Annotated in this window: 17 protein-coding genes and 1 pseudogene; 4 read left to right on the forward strand and 14 right to left on the reverse strand. The window is 64.4% G+C overall.

The window, feature by feature from the left end; all coding sequences use genetic code 11:
• The first annotated feature begins 1 nt into the window (after nt 1).
• Nucleotides 2–271 carry a hypothetical protein gene (locus tag NMG46_RS02305; protein ID WP_254816402.1) on the forward strand — a complete coding sequence of 90 codons (270 nt, stop codon included), beginning with the start codon at nt 2–4 and terminating at the stop codon, nt 269–271.
• Nucleotides 268–798 (forward strand): DUF2259 domain-containing protein, encoded by a 531-nt coding sequence (locus NMG46_RS02310; protein WP_254816388.1) that lies wholly within the window; start codon nt 268–270, stop codon nt 796–798. Before NMG46_RS02305 ends, NMG46_RS02310 begins: the two co-directional genes overlap by 4 nt.
• A 284-nt stretch (nt 799–1082) precedes the next feature.
• On the opposite strand, the gene dhaK is transcribed toward NMG46_RS02310, so the two are convergent.
• From dhaK to NMG46_RS02380, 14 genes are all read right to left on the reverse strand, one after another.
• Entirely contained in the window at nt 1083–2069 is a 987-nt protein-coding gene (dhaK, locus tag NMG46_RS02315) for a dihydroxyacetone kinase subunit DhaK (protein WP_254816106.1), read from the reverse strand.
• Between the two features lie 26 nt (nt 2070–2095).
• Nucleotides 2096–2518 carry a hypothetical protein gene (locus tag NMG46_RS02320; protein WP_254816107.1) on the reverse strand — a complete coding sequence of 141 codons (423 nt, stop codon included), beginning with the start codon at nt 2516–2518 and terminating at the stop codon, nt 2096–2098.
• Between the two features lie 8 nt (nt 2519–2526).
• Nucleotides 2527–4143, reverse strand: coding sequence for a phosphoenolpyruvate--protein phosphotransferase (ptsP, locus tag NMG46_RS02325; protein ID WP_254816108.1), 1617 nt, complete (start codon nt 4141–4143; stop codon nt 2527–2529).
• Nucleotides 4127–4429 carry an HPr family phosphocarrier protein gene (locus tag NMG46_RS02330; protein WP_023676329.1) on the reverse strand — a complete coding sequence of 101 codons (303 nt, stop codon included), beginning with the start codon at nt 4427–4429 and terminating at the stop codon, nt 4127–4129. The genes ptsP and NMG46_RS02330 overlap by 17 nt, the downstream gene beginning before the upstream one ends.
• Nucleotides 4430–4451: 22 nt before the next feature.
• Nucleotides 4452–4841, reverse strand: a complete 390-nt coding sequence (dhaM, locus tag NMG46_RS02335) for a dihydroxyacetone kinase phosphoryl donor subunit DhaM (RefSeq protein WP_254816109.1) — start codon at nt 4839–4841, stop codon at nt 4452–4454.
• Nucleotides 4838–5440, reverse strand: a complete 603-nt coding sequence (dhaL, locus tag NMG46_RS02340) for a dihydroxyacetone kinase subunit DhaL (RefSeq protein ID WP_254816110.1) — start codon at nt 5438–5440, stop codon at nt 4838–4840. Before dhaL ends, dhaM begins: the two co-directional genes overlap by 4 nt.
• An 81-nt stretch (nt 5441–5521) precedes the next feature.
• The gene (locus NMG46_RS02345; RefSeq protein WP_254816111.1) at nt 5522–7165 is read right to left on the reverse strand and encodes a dihydroxyacetone kinase subunit DhaK; all 1644 of its coding nucleotides are present in this window, start codon (nt 7163–7165) and stop codon (nt 5522–5524) included.
• A 67-nt stretch (nt 7166–7232) separates the two neighbouring features.
• On the reverse strand, nt 7233–8246 hold the full coding sequence (locus NMG46_RS02350; protein ID WP_254816112.1) for an ABC transporter ATP-binding protein: 1014 nt from the start codon (nt 8244–8246) through the stop codon (nt 7233–7235).
• A complete protein-coding gene (locus NMG46_RS02355) occupies nt 8239–9351 on the reverse strand; it encodes an ABC transporter ATP-binding protein (protein ID WP_254816113.1) in 1113 nt (370 codons plus the stop codon). The genes NMG46_RS02350 and NMG46_RS02355 overlap by 8 nt, the downstream gene beginning before the upstream one ends.
• 3 nt (nt 9352–9354) lie before the next feature.
• Complete coding sequence (locus NMG46_RS02360) at nt 9355–9555, reverse strand: hypothetical protein (RefSeq protein WP_254816114.1); 201 nt, start codon at nt 9553–9555, stop codon at nt 9355–9357.
• Nucleotides 9552–10502: a carbohydrate ABC transporter permease gene (locus NMG46_RS02365; RefSeq protein ID WP_254816115.1), complete on the reverse strand. Its 951-nt coding sequence runs from the start codon at nt 10500–10502 to the stop codon at nt 9552–9554. The genes NMG46_RS02360 and NMG46_RS02365 overlap by 4 nt, the downstream gene beginning before the upstream one ends.
• Complete coding sequence (locus tag NMG46_RS02370) at nt 10499–11446, reverse strand: carbohydrate ABC transporter permease (protein ID WP_302893612.1); 948 nt, start codon at nt 11444–11446, stop codon at nt 10499–10501. Before NMG46_RS02370 ends, NMG46_RS02365 begins: the two co-directional genes overlap by 4 nt.
• Nucleotides 11447–11574: 128 nt before the next feature.
• A complete protein-coding gene (locus tag NMG46_RS02375) occupies nt 11575–12906 on the reverse strand; it encodes an ABC transporter substrate-binding protein (RefSeq protein WP_254816117.1) in 1332 nt (443 codons plus the stop codon).
• A gap of 210 nt (nt 12907–13116) precedes the next feature.
• On the reverse strand, nt 13117–13806 hold the full coding sequence (locus tag NMG46_RS02380; RefSeq protein WP_254816118.1) for a PIG-L deacetylase family protein: 690 nt from the start codon (nt 13804–13806) through the stop codon (nt 13117–13119).
• Nucleotides 13807–13833: 27 nt separating this feature from the next.
• Here NMG46_RS02380 and NMG46_RS02385 point away from each other — a divergent pair.
• Nucleotides 13834–14723: pseudogene (locus NMG46_RS02385) on the forward strand (DMT family transporter).
• A gap of 75 nt (nt 14724–14798) precedes the next feature.
• Nucleotides 14799–17381 (forward strand): ATP-dependent helicase HrpB, encoded by a 2583-nt coding sequence (hrpB, locus tag NMG46_RS02390; RefSeq protein WP_254816120.1) that lies wholly within the window; start codon nt 14799–14801, stop codon nt 17379–17381.
• The last annotated feature ends 56 nt before the right edge of the window (nt 17382–17437 follow it).

Here is a 17437-nt window from a genome sequence, read left to right on the forward strand (position 1 = left end):
GATGAAACTGCGATACGAGCTTCGATGTGCCGTGGTTGCGACGCTTGCCCTGATGATTGCTTCAGCTGCTCAGGCCGGCGATGCGGCGGCACGGCGTATCATCGGCTTTTCGCCCGACGGCAACTATTTCGCCTTCGAGCAGTATGGCACGCTCGACGCTGGTGCTTCGGATTCGGGCTGGTCGGAGATCGACATCATCGACACCCGCACCGATCAGTTCGTCGGCGCAAGCCGATCCTCATCGTCGACGAGACGGAGGATTCGACGCTGACACTTGCGCAGGCGAGGGCACAGGCCGCGGAGCAGGCGGCGCCCTTACTGGCCAAATATTACATAGCGCCGCGTGGCGAACGGACTGGCTTCGACAAGTTCACCTTTCCCGAGGACATGGTCGCCTACAACGACATTGCGCGCCTCGAGCAGGTTTCGCAGCAATGGCTTTCGCCGACCTATGACGAGCTTGGCATCTCGACCATTCAGCTCGAGCAGATTCTTGCCGATAGCACGGCGGATTGTTCATCGAGTTTCGACGGGGCGCAGCAGGGCGAGACGACCGGCAAGGCGCTCGGCTTTCGCCTGACGCTGCAGGGCCAGGACGGCCATCCGATCAAGGTGTTGCACGAGGACAAGACCGTACCCGGTTCGAGGAATTGCCCGATCTCCTATAGCCTGTCGGAATCCTACACCTTCACCCCAGACGGCAAAGCGGGCGTGGTTGTCGTGCTCGTGCAGCGCTTCAGCCAGGGATTTGAAGGGCGTGACCGCCGTTTTCTCGCCGTGACAGGCCAGGTGCACTGAGGCAACGCGCTGAGAAGTAGTCCGCTACCCGAGGTTGTTGTCCCTAAAGCGGGAGGGCAGCGAGCATAAGTCCGACCCCGCCGGCGATCAGCAAGGCGGCTGCCAGCATCTTTCCATGGCGCTCGAAACCCGTCGGCGCCCGATCCCAATTGTAACGCATCCTCGAACTCCCCAAACCCGCAGATTCTTTATCTTACGCAGGGTGAGGAGGGCAACTGTCTGGCGATGTGCGGCGTTGCCGATACCGGTCTTGTCACCGACTATTTCTGGGGCATTCTCCGCCGCTACATGCCCCAGCGCAGTGCGGCCGTATGTACCGGTGCATCCCACCAAACAGCCGCCTCGTCGTCGAGCATGCTCAGCGTGATCGAACAGCCGGCCATGTCGAGCGAGGTCACATAGGACCCGACCAGCGACCGGGTCACCGTGACGCCATGCTTCTCGAAGATTTTGCGGGCGCTGTTGTACATCAGGTAAAGCTCCATCAACGGTGTGCCGCCAAAGCCGTTGACGAAGAGCAGCGCCTGGCCTCTGGCACCGTCGCCCAGGTCACCCAGAATTGCGGTGCAGATCTCCTCGGCGATGGCGTCGGCGCTTTTCAATGTGTCGCGCCGCCTTCCGGGCTCGCCATGGATGCCGACCCCGAACTCCATCTCGCCGTCGCCGATATCGAAGGTCGGCCTGCCCGCCGCCGGCACGGTGCAACTGGTCAGCGCCACGCCCATCGAGCGCGTCGCGCCGTTGACGCGCTCGCCGAGCGCCTTCAACGGCTCCAGTGGCATGCCTTCTTCGGCCGCCGCGCCGACGATTTTCTCGACCACCAGCGTACCGGCGACGCCGCGCCGGCCGGTGGTGTAGGACGAGTTTTCGACCGCGACGTCGTCATTGGTCACGATTTGCATCACGCCTTCCGACATTTCAGCGGCCATGTCGAAATTCATCACGTCGCCCTCGTAGTTCTTGACGATGAACAGGCAGCCGGCGCCCGTATTGACGACTTCGGCGGCCGCCATCATCTGGTCAGGCGTCGGCGAGGTGAATACCTGGCCGGGGCAGGCGGCATCCAGCATGCCGTGCCCGACGAATCCGCCATGCAGCGGCTCGTGACCCGAGCCGCCGCCGGAGATCAGCGCCACCTTGCCCGGCTTGAGCAGCTTGCGGCGGATGAATTTGTGCTCCTCGCCAAGCGCCAGGATATCGGCATGTGCGGCAACGAAGCCGTCGAGGCTCTCGGTCAGCACCGTATCGACCGAATTCAGAAATTTCTTCATGGCTGTTCTCCCGAAATAGCCCAGCGTCAGCTGCCCTTGCCGGCGATGCTGGTGATCTTCTGGATGAAATCGTTGACCGCCCGGTCGAGCGCCGCGTTCTGCTTGTCGTCGCCGAAATCGGGAACGATCAGCGAGACATGACGTGTCTTGCGCATCCCTGCGGCCAGCGACACCTTTCCCGGATGCGCCCGATGGTAGGCCTCAAGGAAATGATCGCGTTCGACCGGGCTGAAATGGCAGACGGAGAAGATAGCCGGCAAATGCTTCGCCGGGATCGGCGTCGAGTAGGCCGGGCTTGAAATCTGCGTGACGAAGCTGCGGTGTTTTCCAAGCGCGTCGGCGAGGCGCTGGCGCATGCCGGACGGGCGCTGGTCGATCACCTGCGACAGGATCGTCTTGTAGGCGCGGATCGCCTCTTCGGGGCCGGATTGCGGTGCCTTGTCTGCCATGCCGGGGCCTAGATCGAAACGTCCGCGATGGCCGCCTTGGCCATCGCGAGTTGGGCGGGAGCGACCGAGAGGTCACGCAGGCCGGTTTCGAGCAGCGCCGGGATCGAGGCGGGGTCGCCGCCGGCATCGCCACACAGGCTGACCGGGATATTATGCTCGCGGCCGAAGGCGGCAACGGAGGCGATCAGCCGGAGCACGGCCGGGTGCCTGACGGAATTCAGATGTGCGACCGACGCATTGTCGCGCGCGGCCGCCATCACGTATTGGGTCAAATCATTCGAACCGATCGAGAAGAAGGCGGCCTTGGCGAATGCCTCCGGTGCGATGGCCACCGACGGCACCTCGACCATGATGCCAAGCGGCGGCATTTTGTGCGCGATGCCGCGCGCCAAAAGGTCAGCCTGCTCCTCCGCGAACAGCGCGGTGGCGTGTTCATACTCTTCCGGAACGGCGATCATCGGGAACATCACCTTCAAATTGCCGTGCATGGCGGCACGTAGCAAGGCGCGGATCTGCACACGAAAGACCTCCGGACGCATCAGCGACAGCCTGATGCCGCGCAGGCCAAGGAACGGATTACCTTCCTCGACGGTGAGGCCCGGCACAGGCTTATCGCCGCCCGCATCGACAGTACGGATCGTCACCGGCCTCTCGCCTGCCCATTCCAGCACTTTGCGGTAGGCGCGATATTGCGTCTCCTCGCCCGGCAGCGTCTTGCCGAACAGGAATTCGGTCCGCATCAGCCCGACACCGTCGCACGCCGCAGCATCGATGCTGTCGACATCGGACGGATCGGCGATATTCACCTGCACGCGGACCGCTATGCCGGTCTTCGTTGCCGCCGGCCTTGTCAGATAGGCTGCCGCTTTGCCGCGATGCGCCGCGAAAGACGACGACGATCGCCGGAATATGGCGATCTCCGCTTTCGAAGGTGCCAATACGATGCCGCCATGTTCGGCGTCGAGCAGTGCGATTCCGGTAAGGTGAGCCGGCGAAGCACCTGGCCTGGCTAGCCCACGCTCCATGAGCCCGAGCCCCACCACCATGGGCACGCCGCGTGAGCGTGCCAGCATTGCGACATGACTTGCGGCACTTCCGGCCGTAAGTGCTATGCCGCCGCCGGCACTCCAGTCGGTTTCGAGGAAGCGCGTCGGTGCGATATCCTCGCCGTAGAAGATCGCGCCCGCTGGCGCGGCAATGTCGCCGCCCCCGATCAGCGCGCGCAGCACCTGGTCGCGTATGTCGCGCATGTCGGCGGCGCGCGCCCGGAAATAGTCCTGCTCGGATGTTTCATAGCCGGCTATCTCGGCGTCGAGCGCCTTTCGCCAAGCCACATCAGCGGCCATGCCCTCGGCAATTCGCGCAAAGGCCGGGCCGGTCAGCGCGTCGTCCTCCAGCATGGCGAGCTGGAATTCGAGGATCCCGGCCGCCTCGCTGTCGCTGGTTTCGATCAATGTCGCGAGCCGGCCCGCGGCAATGGAGATGGCGGCCTCAAGCGCCGCCTTCTCGTCCGCGGCAGTCGCCTTGCGGACATAACGCACAGCAGCCTGGTCCAGATCGAACAGCGGCCCCTCGGCATAGCCGGCCGATGCCGAAATGCCCTGCAGTCTAAGCGGTTCGGGCATGGTCCTTGCCTTCGTCGAAATCGCGGCGCACCAGCTCGACCAGTGCTCCGACCGCCTCGCCGGCGCCGTCCCCTTTGGCTCTGATGTGCAGGACAGTGCCTTTCGGCGCTTTCGCAGCCATCACCTTGACGATGCTCTTGGCGTCGAACCATGGCCCGTTGGCGGCGAGCGCAATCTCGACGTCGGCCGAAAACGTCTTGGCAAGCTTGGTGAACTTCACCGAAGGACGCGCATGCAGCCCCACCTCATGGGTGATCAGGACGCTGGCTTCGGCTGCTGCGGACATGCTTGTCAAAATTCCCGTTCGTTCACGACGGCGACAATTCGTGCGCCGTCGCCACCACTTCCTTGAGCGAGGCGCCGCCGGAAGCCTCGGTCGCCGCCATCACCGCGCCTTCGACGATCGGCGCATTGCAGACGACGATCTTCTGGGCGCGTGGTTCGCCGATCATCTCGATCGCCATCTCGCTATTGGTCTCGGCACCTCCGAGATCAACGAGGATCGCGACACCCGCCTCCGACCAGGCTTTGTCGATGGCGCCCATGATCGCCTCGACATTGGTTCCCAGCCCGCCATGGCCGTTTCCGCCGCACCATGCAAGCGGCACTTCGTTGCCGACCATCTGCCGCACCATGTCGGCGGTGCCTTCGGCGACCAGCGGCGAATGCGAGACGATGACGATGCCGACATTGCTCATGCGCGCCTCTCGATTGCTTCGGCTACGGCCCGCACCAGAAGTGCGGTCGAGCGTGCGCCGGCATCCATATGACCGATCGAACGGTCGCCAAGGAAGGAGGCGCGCCCACGCAGCGCCTTCATCGGCACGGTCGCGTCGGCGGCGTTGTCGGCGATCTCGGCGATGTCTGCTGCCGCCTTTCCCTGCACGAGGGCTTCATGTACCGGCTGCAGCACGTCGAGCATGGTTTTTTGCCCGGCCTGCGACTTGCCTCTGGCGGCCACTGCTTCAATCGCCTTGCCGAAGGCCGCCGCCAGATCGGCGCGATCCGGCGCGGCGGGAATCTCCTTGCCGAGCACCATGAACAGCGTGCCGAACAAGGGACCGGAGGCTCCGCCGACGGTCATCACCAGTTTGGTGCCGATCGCCTTCAGCGCTTCGGGCAACGGCTTTGCCGCAAACGCGCCGGCCTCGGCCCGCACTGCCTCGAAGCCGCGTTTCATGTTGAGCCCATGGTCGCCGTCGCCGATGGCCTGATCGAGCCTGGTCAGCTCTTCGGCATGGGCGGCGATGGTGTTTGCCGCCGCCTCGATCAGCCTGGAAATATCCGCTGCCGCCATATCACCCATGCTCCTGGCCCCTGCGCTGCCGGCAGTACGAGAAAATTGCATATCCGGCAACTGAAGCATTCTTTTCCCCAGTCAAGCGGGTTCGAGCAACGCAGCGAGGGCCGTGAAGACCTCGGCGACGGCAAAGGCGCCGGGGTCGACCACGCCGTCGAGCTGGCTGCCAATATAGGCGGACCGCCCGGCCTTGGCCTTGCGCATGGCAGCGGTGGCCTCGGCGCCGCGTCGCGCCGCGACCGCCGCATCCTCCAGACTGCCGCTATCCAGCGCCTTCAAGGCGGGTTCCAAGGCATCGATCATCGTGCGATCGCCCATCCTCGCTCCACCATAGAAGGACATCCGATCGAGGCCGGCGAGAAGCGCCTTGGGAAGCGTTTCGCCAGACTCCAGCGTCTGCGCGGCGGCGGTGAAGAAGATCGACAACAGCACGCCGCTAGAGCCGCCCATGCTGGCACTCAGGATGTCGCCCACGGCGGCCAGCGTTGCGGCAGGGTCGGCGAGCGGCAGCGTCGCAAGGCGGCCAAGCACGCTCCGCGCGCCGGCCGCCACAGTCGTTCCGGTGTCGCCGTCTCCCGCCTTGGCGTCCAGTCCGTTCAACGCGCCTTCAAGCGAGATCAGCCGTTCGCAGATGGCGACCACCAGCCGCTCGGTGCGTGCGTCCGGGCTGGCTTTCGACGTGTTGCCCCGGCCGGCGGCTTTCGCCATCGGCATGACGCTGGCTTGGCGAACGGCTCTTGCCGGCAGCCAGGCGTGAGGGCCTACCGGCGCCCGCAACGCCGCTTCGCGCGGCGCATCGAGCCGGATCAGCGACAAGGAAAAGCCGTTCATGTTGAGCGCGGTCATAAGCTGCCCGGGTCCGATCGTCAGCGTCACCTTTCGTGCCAGCGGTGATGCCAACACCGCATTGGCGACAAGCAACATTTCCAGCGGTGGCACCGAACCGAGATTGTTGATCAGCAAGGCGTAGTCGCTGGCGGGATCGAGCCGCGCGGCAAGGCGCTCCGACATGATCGCAACCAGCCTTTCGGCACTTTGCACCGCAATCCGCTCAACGCCCGGCTCGCCATGGATGCCGAGGCCGAGTTCAGCGTCGTCGGCGCCAAATCTTTCGTCATGGCTCTGACCGGGGATCGAGCAGGATGACAGCGATATGCCGAGGGAAACGATATCCGCCGCCGCGGCCCGCGCCGCAGCGGCAACCGTCGCCAGATCGTTGCCGGCTTCCGACATGTGGCCGGCGATCTTGTGCACGAACAAGGTGCCGGCAACGCCACGCGGCTGGGCAATATCAGGCAGGGCGATGTCGTCGGCGACGATCACCATCTCGACGCGGAAGCCTTCGGCGCGCGCCTTCTCGGCGGCCAAGCCGAAGTTGAGGCGATCGCCGGTATAGTTCTTGACGATCAGCAGGCACCCGGCGGGACCGGTCACCGCGCGGATGGCCGCCAATACTGCTTCCACGCTCGGCGAAGCAAAGATTTCGCCTGATACTGCCGCCGTGAGCATGCCCATGCCGACGAAGCCGGCATGGGCGGGTTCGTGCCCGGCCCCGCCGCCGGAGATGATGCTGACCTTGCTCTTGTCCCAGTCTGCACGGAGGGCGACCTTGATTTCGGGATAGCCGTCGAGGCGGGCGAGATCGCCGGTGCCGGTCGTGCCGAGAAAGCCGTCCAGGGCCTCAGTTACGATCGTATCCCTGCGATTGAAAAAATGCTTCATCGAATTGGTCCACTCCGGTGCCCGAAATTGCCGGTTGAAAGATGCCAGGAAAACACTCGCGCAGCGCTCACATCAGCCGTCGCCCATCGGCGCCGAAATACAGCGGCGAGCGATAGCGGATCATGATCCTGTCGCCCTGCGCCAGGTCGGTGTCGGGGTCGGTCAGCGTCACCAGCTTCCTGGTCCCCACCGTCACATGCAGATGGTTCTGGTCGCCGAGATGCTCGACCCAATCGACGACGCCGTCGGCATGGCCGTTCGCCGCCTTCGCGATCGAAAGATGTTCGGTCCGCGCACCAATTGTCCTGGTCCCCGCCGGCGCTCCGCCATCCGGCAGCAGTCCGACCGGCAACAAATTGATTGCCGGTTGGCCGAGCCTGGCCGCGACGTGAAGGTTTGCCGGCTCGGAATAGATCGTGCGCGGCGAACCGATCTGGACCAGCACGCCGTCGGCGAGGATGCCGATGCGGTCGGCCATGGTCATCGCTTCGATCTGGTCATGGGTGACGTAGAGCATGGTGGCGCCGAGTTCGGCCTGTATGCGCTTCAGCTCGAGCCTGAGATCGGCGCGCAGCTTGGCGTCGAGCGACGACAGCGGCTCGTCCATCAGGTAGATCGACGGCTTGCGCACCAAAGCGCGGCCGATGGCAACGCGCTGCATCTCGCCGCCCGAGAGTTTGGTCGAGCGATTATTCAGCTTGTGGTGGATGCGCACCATCTTGGCCACGTCCTCGACGCGGCGGCGAATCTGATCCTCCGGCATTTTCCTTGCCGGCGAGCGCAGCGGAAAGGCGAGGTTGTCGTAAACCGACAGATGCGGATAGAGCGAATATTGCTGGAACACGAAAGCGGTGTCGCGCTCGGCCGGTGACAGCGTCGTCGTGTCGTGGCCGGCAATATGGATCGAGCCCGCTTCCGGACGCTCCAGCCCGGCGATCAGCCTGAGCGTTGTCGTCTTGCCGGCGCCGGTCGGCCCGAGCAGCACGACGAATTCCCCGTCGGCGATATGCAAATCGAGATTGTCGACGGCGACATGCTCGCCAAAAGCCTTTGTCACGCCCTTGATGTGAACGTCAGCCATGATGCGCTCTCCCCTGGGAGGCCGAGTCATGGATTTCGGTGCGCACCGCACGGCCGGATCCTTTTGCGAACACCGACAGCCGCGCGCTGTTCAGCGCCAGGCCCACATGATCGCCCGGATTGAGCCGGATTTCGGCCGGCACCCTGGCCTTGATGATGCCGTCTGCCGTCTCCACCGCCACGATCTGGGTGGTGCCGAGATATTCCGTGCCGTAAATAGCTCCGCGCAGCTTCGAAGCGTTGTCGAAGCGGATGTGCTCCGGTCGGATGCCAAGCGCCATCTCGGCCGGCGCGACATCCTCGCGCACCTCCGGCACGGCCACCCTCGCGCCCTGCACAACAACTTCCCTGGCGCCCTTTGAAAGGCCGCCGCCGAAGCCGAGGAAATTCATCGGCGGCGAGCCGATGAAGTCGGCGACGAACATCGTCGCCGGCCGATCATAGATCTCACGCGGCGTGCCGAACTGCTCGATGACGCCATGGTTCATCACCGCGATCTTGTCGGCCATCGACATCGCTTCCATCTGGTCGTGCGTGACATAGACGGTGGTGGCGTGGATGCGGTTGTGCAATTCGCGCAGCTCATGGACCATCAGGTCGCGGAATTCGGTGTCGAGCGTGCCGAGCGGTTCGTCCATCAGGAAACATTTTGGCCGCCGCACGATGGCGCGGCCGAGCGCCACGCGCTGGCGATCGCCGCCGGCTAGCCCGGAGACCGATTTGTTGAGCAGATGGTCGATCCGCAACAGCTTCGCCGTCTCTTCCACCCTGGCCCGAATTTCAGCGCCTGGCATGCCTTGCGCCAGCAGCGGGAAACCGATGTTCTTTCTTACATTCATGTGCGGATAGAGCGCGAACAGCTGGAACACAAAAGCGATGTCGCGCTCGCGGGCGCGCCGCATGGTGACGTCCTCGCCGCCAAGCAGGATCTTGCCACCGGTCGGCAGTTCGAGCCCGGCGATCATACGAAGCGTCGTCGTCTTGCCGCAGCCCGACGGCCCCAGCATGACGAAGAATTCGCCGTCCTCGACGACGAAGTTGGAATCCTGCACGGCGACGAAATCGCCGAATGCCTTTCTCAGATGTTCGACCCTGATCTCAGCCATCGTCTACTCCGGAAATTTCGAGACGATGATGAACATCGCCGTGCCAGCCAGCATGGTGACGAACGAATAGGTGTAGAGCGCCAGCGCGAAGGGCTGGAACAGCATCAGGAAGCCGATGGCGATGATCGCCGTGGCGACGTTTTCCATCAGTCCGCGTCTGGCCCAGATAGGCCAGCGCGATTTGCGTTTTACGGTCAGGCTCATTTGCGCACCGCGCCGAAGGTGATGCCGCGCAGCAATTGCTTGCGAAGCAGGATTGTGAAGACCAGGATCGGCACCAGGAAGATCGTCGTGCCGGCCGCAACCGCCGGCCAGTCCTGGCCGCCTTCGCCGATGATGGTCGGGATGAAGGGCGGCGCGGTCTGCGCCGTGCCCGAGGTCAGCAGCGCGGCGAAGGCGTATTCGTTCCAGGCAAAGATCAGGCAGAAGATGGCGGTCGCGGCAATGCCCGTGGTCGCCTGCGGCAGCACGGTGCGCCAGAACGCCTGCAGCCGCGTGTAGCCGTCGATCATCGCCGCCTCTTCATATTCGCGCGGGATCTCGTCGATGAAGCCTTTCAGCAGCCAGACTGCCAGCGACACGTTGACCGCCGTGTAGAGCAGGATCATGCCGAGCGCGGTGTCCGACAGGCCGAGCTCCCGATACATCAGGTAGATCGGGATGGCGACGGCGATCGGCGGCATCATCCGCGTCGACAGGATGAAGAACAGCAGGTCGTCGGCGAGCGGCACCTTGAAGCGCGAAAAACCATAGGCCGACAGCGTGCCGAGGAACACCGCGCAAAACGTCGAGCCGAAGGCGATGATCAGCGAGTTGACGAAGCGCGGCATGAAGTTCGACGGGCCGGCGATCACCATGTTGCGCTTGCGCACCGTCTCGTCGCAGACCCCGGTCGCCGGTCCCAGGGAGTTGATGTATTCCGGGGTTTGCCGAGTCCGGGTCGAGAACAAATTGCAGTAGCCCTCGAGGCTCGGCTGGAACAGGATCTTCGGCGGATAGGCGATCGAATCCGGCGGCGTCTTGAAGCTGGTGGCGAAGATCCACAGCAGCGGCACGATCGAGATCAGCGCGTAGGCAACGATGATCGTGCCGGCGACGCGCTTCGACGTGGCCGAGGGTGCGACAACGGAATGGGCTGACGTCAGGCTCATCTCTGCTTCACCTTGTTCAGCGCCTTGACGTAAATGTTGGCCAGCCCGAACACCGCGACGAACAGGATGATGGCGAAGGCCGAGGAATAGCCCGTCCGCCAGCTTTCGAAGGCCTGCCGCTTCAGCGTGATCGAGGCCACTTCGGTGGTCGATCCTGGCCCGCCGCCAGTGAGCAAATTGACCATGTCGAACATCTTGAAGTTCTCGATGCCGCGGAACAGCACCGCCAGCATGATGAAGGGCAGCGCCATCGGCAGCGTGATCGACCAGAACTGCCGCCAGTTGGAGGCGCGGTCGACCTCGGCCGCTTCGTAGATGTATTCGGGGATCGAGCGCAGGCCGGCGAGGCAGATCAGCATCACGTAAGGCGTCCACATCCAGGTGTCGACGATTATGATCGACCATGGCGCCAGCGACACGTTGGAGAGCATGCTGATCTGCGTTGCCGGAATGCCGGTGACGAACGAGACAGCGTAGGCGAACAGCCCGATCTGCGGCTCGTAGAGAAATCGCCAGAAATTGCCGACCACCGCCGGCGACAGCATCATCGGCACCAGGATGATGGTCGTCCAGAAGGCGTGCCCGCGGAACTTGCGGTCGATCAGCCAGGCCAGCGTAAAGCCGATCAGCGTCTGCAGCAGGATGGTCCAGAACACGAAATGCGCCGTCGTCTGCATGGCGATCCAGATGTCCTGGTCGGCGAGGATGCGCTTGTAGTTCGCGAGCCCAAGGTTCTTCACCACCTCATTGGGACGATTGGCGCGAAAATTGGTGAAGGACAGATAGATCGCCCAGAACAGCGGGAAGATGTTGATGGCTAGAAGCAACAGGATCGTCGGCGAGATGAACAGCCAGGCGAGGCCCTTGTCGCTGATGCCCCGGACCTTGCGGGCCAACGGCTCGGGCGTAGCCCGGGCAACGCTGTCCGCAGTCCGATTGAGCATGGTCAGTCCTGCTTCGGTCACTTGGATCGTCTCGACAATGGAATTTATCTGAACTGTGTCCCGTGCCAAGGGCGGCACGGGACGGTTCGGTCATGGGCCCGGGAGGAGCCGGTTACATCTTGCCCCGGTTACATCTTGCCATCGTCCTGGAAGACCTCGGTCCAGTCCTTGACGAGGCCGTCGAGCGCATCCTTGGCCGAGCCTTGCCCGGCAACGACATAGTCGTGGAAGCGCTTTTGTGATGCCTGCAGCAGCGGGGCATAGCTCGGCTCGGCCCAGAAGTCCTTCACGATGGCCATCGAGTCGAGGAAAGTCTGCGCGTAGGGCTGGCTGGCCGGGAAGGCCGGGTCCTTGACGACCGCGTTGAGGCAGGAATAGCCGCCGAGCGACCACCATTTGGACTGCACGTCCTTGTTGGCGAACCATTTGATGTATTTGAGCGCGGCTTCCTGCTTGTCGGAATAGGAGACCACCGAGATGCCCTGGCCGCCGAGCTGGGCGAACTGGTCGCCGTCCGGACCTTTGGGATTGACGAAATAGCCTATCTTGTCGCCGCCGACATTCTCGTCCTTCTGCAGGCCTGGCCAGGTGAAGGCGAAGTTCATGTGCATCGCCACCTGGCCGGATTTGAAGGCATCGACACCTTCGCCCATGTAGCTGTTCGAGGCGCCGGGAGGCGTGCAGCAGTCATAGAGCGCCTTGTAGAACTCCAGGCCCTTCACCGATTTATCGGAGTTGACGAAGCCTTCCATCTCGTAGGGCTTTTTCGGGTTTTCGTACTGGAAGCCGAAGCTGTAGAGTACGTCCATGGCGCCCATGGTGATGCCTTCCGAGCCGCGCTCGGTATAGATCGACGCGCCATAGACGGTCTTGCCGTCGATCTCGCGCTTCTGGAAGAATTCGGCGATCTGCTTCAGCTGGTCGAAGGTCGTCGGCGGGCCGAGATCCCAGCCATACTTTTCCTTGAATTCCTTCTGCAGCTCCGGCTTGGAGAACCAGTCCTTGCGGTAGGTCCAGCCGACGACGTCGCCCATCGCCGGCAGCGCCCAGTAATTCGGCGAGTTCTTCGGCCATTCCGAATAGCCGACGACGGTCGCCGGCACGAAATCGTCCATGCTGATCTTCTCTTTGTCGAAGAAGTCGTTCAGCTTGACGTAATGGCCGTTCTCGGCGGCGCCGCCAATCCACTGGCTGTCGCCTATGATCAAGTCGCACAGCTTGCCGTGCGAATTCAGCTCATTGAGAAAGCGGTCGGCATAGTTGGTCCACGGCACGAATTCGAATTTCATGCCGATGCCGGTTTCCTTGGTGAAGTCCTTGGATAATTCCACAAGCGCGTTGGCCGGGTCCCAGGCTGCCCAGCAAAGCGTCAGATCTTCTGCCTGCGCGACGTTCGAAACGGCTGTCGACGCAACGAGTGCCGAGGCCAGACCCAACGCCAATTTAAAGGTCGATTTCATGCCTTCCTCCCATTTGCGAAACGCGTCCGGATGACGGTTTCAAGAGCCCGCTAAACCCCTCTCCTCCGGGGCCTAAACACAGTGGCGGCAACGCCCGGATGTTTAGTAATTTGTTTAGTGATGCAATTTTTACTAAACAACGCAAGCGAATTCGTTGCTGCACCGCAGCATGCTGGATAGGAACCAACGTGAGAAGTTGCGGCGGCCTGCCTAGGTCACCGTCTTGTTGCTGACCGTCACCGGTCGGATCACTGGGGCCGGCGGCAGCAGCGCGCGGATATCGGCGAAGGGGAAGACCGGCTCGAAGCGGAAGGCCTCGGCGAATGATCCGGCTAGGCCGTTGCACTGGCCGGCGCGGAAGGCGTTCTGCGTGCGCGCCACGTCGACGAAACGCTCGGGATCCTGCGACTGGTGCGCCCGGATCGCCTCCGCCTTGAGATCGAAATGCCCGGAGGTATCGACGTAGTGCGTAGGCGAAAACCCGGTGCCGCCGAACGTGTCGGCATGCAGCACCGGCACCGAGAATGATGCGGCGATGCGCATGCCATCCGATAGCGCGCGGTGGTCGCCATGATAGTCGTTCGGCGCATGCGTGATCGCCAGACCCGGCCCTATCTCGCCGATCAGCGCTTTCAGCGCTCCGATCAGCGCGGCGTCCGCCACCAGTGCGCCATCGGGAAAGTCGAGGAAGCGCGGCGTCACGCCAAGCAGACCGGCCGCCGCGGTTGCCTCCTTGCGGCGCGTGCGGGCAAGCGCGGCCGGATCGCCATAGCCGCCCCTGGCGCCATCCGTGGCTATGGCAAAAAAGAGTTCTGCGCCTTGCGCGGCATAGGCCGCCATCGTACCGAACATGAAGATCTCGATGTCGTCCGGATGCGCGCCAAGCGCCAGTATCTTCACTCTCATCTCTCCCGGAAACGGAAAAACGTGCCCAACGGAATTCTGCTCGCTCTCATCGCCTATGCAAGCTATTCGTGCAGCGACGCCGTTGTCAAAAGCCTGGGCGGGCAGTTCAATGTCTTCGAGATCGGCTTCTTCTCGACATTGTTTGCCGGCTGTTTCCTGCTTTTCGCCAGGCCGCCAGGCGAGCGCTGGCGCGATTTCTGGCGCACGACCCGGCCCTGGGCGGTACAGGCCCGCGCCTGGGCAGCATCGCGTCGGGCGTGCTCAGCGTCTATGCCTTCACCACCATCCCGCTGGCGGAAGTCTATGCGCTGATCTTCCTGGCGCCGCTATTCGTCACCATCCTGGCCACGCTGGTCCTCAAGGAGAAGGTCGGCCCCTGGCGGTGGCTGGCGGTGGTCGCTGGCTTTGCCGGGGTTATGCTGGTTGTCAGGCCTGGTTTTCGCGAGCTGCATCTTGGCCATCTGGCGGCGTTCATCATCGCCTTCCTGGCCGCCGCCAATATCATCCTGATGCGTTCGCTCGCCGCGCAGGAAAAGCGCACGACGATGCTCGGCGTGCTGATCGGCTACGGCATGCTCTTCAACGGCGTCGGTGCGGCGGCTACCTCGTTCTCGCTGCCGGATGGCAGGCAATGGGCGTGGCTTGTGCTGGCCGGCGCCTTCACCGCCGGCGGCCAGCTGCTGCATCTGCTGGCGGTCAAATACGCACCGGCGAACCGCATCGCGCCTACGCATTACTCGCAGATCGTCTGGGCGGTGCTTCTGGGCGCGCTGTTCTTCAGGGAATATCCCGATTTTCTGTCGCTGGTCGGGCTCGCCGTGGTCGCCGGTTCCGGCCTGCTGACGATGGTGCGCGAGGAGGTGCGGCTCGGCACGGTGCGCTGGAACCCGTTTTCGCGGACCAGGCTTTGAATCGGCGCTGAGGTTGCGCCGCGACCGTCACCGCTGATATGCGATCGGCGCCAACTGGCTGCACAGCATAGCACAATGACCACAAAACCCTTGCCGGACCTGCCGGTCTCCGCTGTCTTGCCGGCGCTCGATGAAGCGCTGAGCCGTGGTAACAGCGCCGTGCTGGTGGCGCCGCCCGGCGCCGGCAAGACGACTTTGGTTCCACTGGCGCTGCTCGACGCTGAATGGCTCGGCGCCGGAAAAATCATTCTGCTCGAGCCTCGCCGCCTCGCCGCCCGCGCTGCCGCCCGCCGCATGGCCGAATTGCTTGGCCAAGAGCCCGGCGAAACCGTCGGCTATGCCATGCGCATGGAAAACCGCACTTCCGCGAAGACCAGGATTCTCGTTGTCACCGAAGGCGTGCTGTCACGCATGATCCTCGACGATCCCGAACTGCCCGGTGTCGCGGCGGTGTTGTTCGACGAGTTCCACGAACGCTCGCTCGACGGCGATTTCGGGCTGGCGCTGGCGCTCGACGTGCAAAGTGCGCTGAGGCCCGACCTCAGATTGCTGGTGATGTCGGCGACGCTCGATGGCGCGCGCGTCGCAAGATTGCTGTCCGGCGCGCCGGTGATCGAGAGCGCAGGCCGCGCCTTCCCGGTCGACATCCGCTATGACGAGCGGCCGGCCGGCATCGCCATCGAGGACGCGATGGCCAGGGCGATCCGCTCGGCGCTTGCCGGGGAGGAGGGCAGCGTGCTCGCTTTCCTGCCCGGCCAGCGCGAGATCGAGCGCACCGCGGAGCGGCTGGCCGGCAAGGTCGGCGCCGACACCGATATCGTGCCGCTCTACGGCATGCTCGACAACAAGACGCAGGACGCGGCGATCAAGCCTGCGCCGCCCGGCCGCCGCAAGGTGGTGCTCGCGACGTCGATCGCCGAAACCTCCATCACCATCGATGGCGTGCGCGTCGTCATCGATTCCGGCCTGTCGCGGCTGCCGCGCTATGAGCCGGCGAGCGGCCTGACGCGGCTGGAGACGGTGCGTGCTTCGCGCGCTTCCGCCGACCAGCGCGCCGGCCGTGCCGGGCGCACGCAGCCCGGCGTCGCCATCCGGTTGTGGCGGGCCGAGCAGACGGCGGCCCTGCCGGCCTTCACGCCGCCGGAAATCCTCGAGGCCGATCTTTCCGGCCTGTTGCTCGATTGCGCCGCGTTCGGCGTCGCCGATCCGACCAGCCTGTCCTTCCTCGATCCCCCGCCGGCTGCGGCGCTCACCGAGGCGAGGGCGCTGCTGCGTGCGCTCGATGCGGTCGATGCGGCAGGACGCCTGACGGATGGCGGTGCGGCGATGCGCAGGCTGGCGCTACCGGTGCGGCTCGCCCACATGGTCGCCGAGGCGGCAAGGACCGGCCAGGCGCTCGAAGCGGCGATGCTCGCCGTGCTATTGACCGAGCGTGGCCTTGGCGGCGAGGGTGCCGGTCTCGAACGGCGGCTGATGCGCTTTCACGCCGAAAGATCGCAGCGTGCCACCGCTGCCCGGCAACTGGCCGAGAGGTTGGCAAAGCAGGCTTCGTCCTCCCCCTCGAGGGGAGGGTCGGCGAACGAGCCGAGCGCAGCGAGACGAGGGAGACGGGGCGGGGTCGCCGATGGCGTGCCCGAACCGACCCCGCCCCGATCCGCTACGCGGATCAACCCTCCCCTCAAGGAGGAGGGCAGCACTGCCGGCTCGCTCCTCATCCATGCCTGGCCGGATCGGGTCGCCAAAGCGCGCGGCGAGCGTGGCCGCTTCGTGCTTGCCAACGGCTCGGGCGCCATGCTCGACGCCTCCGATCCGCTGGCCGGCGAGACCTGGCTCGTCGTCGCCGACCTGCAGGGCAAGGCGCAGAACGCCCGCATCACCGCGGCGGCAGCCATCGATGAGACCGATATCCGTGCCGCGCTGGCGGAAAGGATCGAGACGCGCCGGGAGGTCAGCTTCGACCGCGACAGGCGCGCGGTGCGGGTGCGCGAAACGGTTCGCCTCGGGGCCGTCACGTTGTCCGAACGCATGCTGCCGAAGCCGACCGGTGCCGACGCGGATCGCGCCATCCTCGACGCCTTGCGCGAACACGGCCTGTCCCTGGTGCCGTGGACCAGGGAGGCGGAGACGTTGCGGCAGCGGCTCGGCTGGCTGCATCGCGGCCTCGGCGCGCCATGGCCCGATGTCTCCGATGCCGCGCTCGTCGAGCGCCTCGACGACTGGCTGCTGCCATTCCTTTCCGGCGCCACAGCCTTTACGGCGATTGATCCTAGCGTGCTTTCGCAAGGCCTGATGACGCTGGTGCCGCACGAATTGCAGCGCAAGATCGACACATTGGCGCCGACCCATTTCGACGCGCCGTCGGGCAGCCGGCTGCCGATCCGCTATGACGGCGAATGGCCGGTGCTGGCGGCGCGCGTGCAGGAGCTGTTCGGCCTCGACCGGCATCCGGCGATCGCCAACGGCACTGTGCCGCTGACCCTCGAATTGCTGTCGCCGGCGCACCGGCCGATCCAGACGACGCGCGACCTGCCCGGCTTCTGGCGCGGCTCCTGGGCCGATGTGCGGGCAGAGATGCGTGGCCGCTATCCCAGGCATGTCTGGCCGGAGAACCCGCTTCTCGCCGCCGCCACCAGCCGCGCGAAGCCGCGCGGTACCTGATGCTTCCCGGACCATGACCACAACCCGAAGGTCCGCGTCAGCGGAAGGTGGTCCCG

Origin of the sequence: Mesorhizobium sp. LMG 17147 (assembly GCF_024297145.1) — a bacterium.
Classification (GTDB): domain Bacteria; phylum Pseudomonadota; class Alphaproteobacteria; order Rhizobiales; family Rhizobiaceae; genus Mesorhizobium.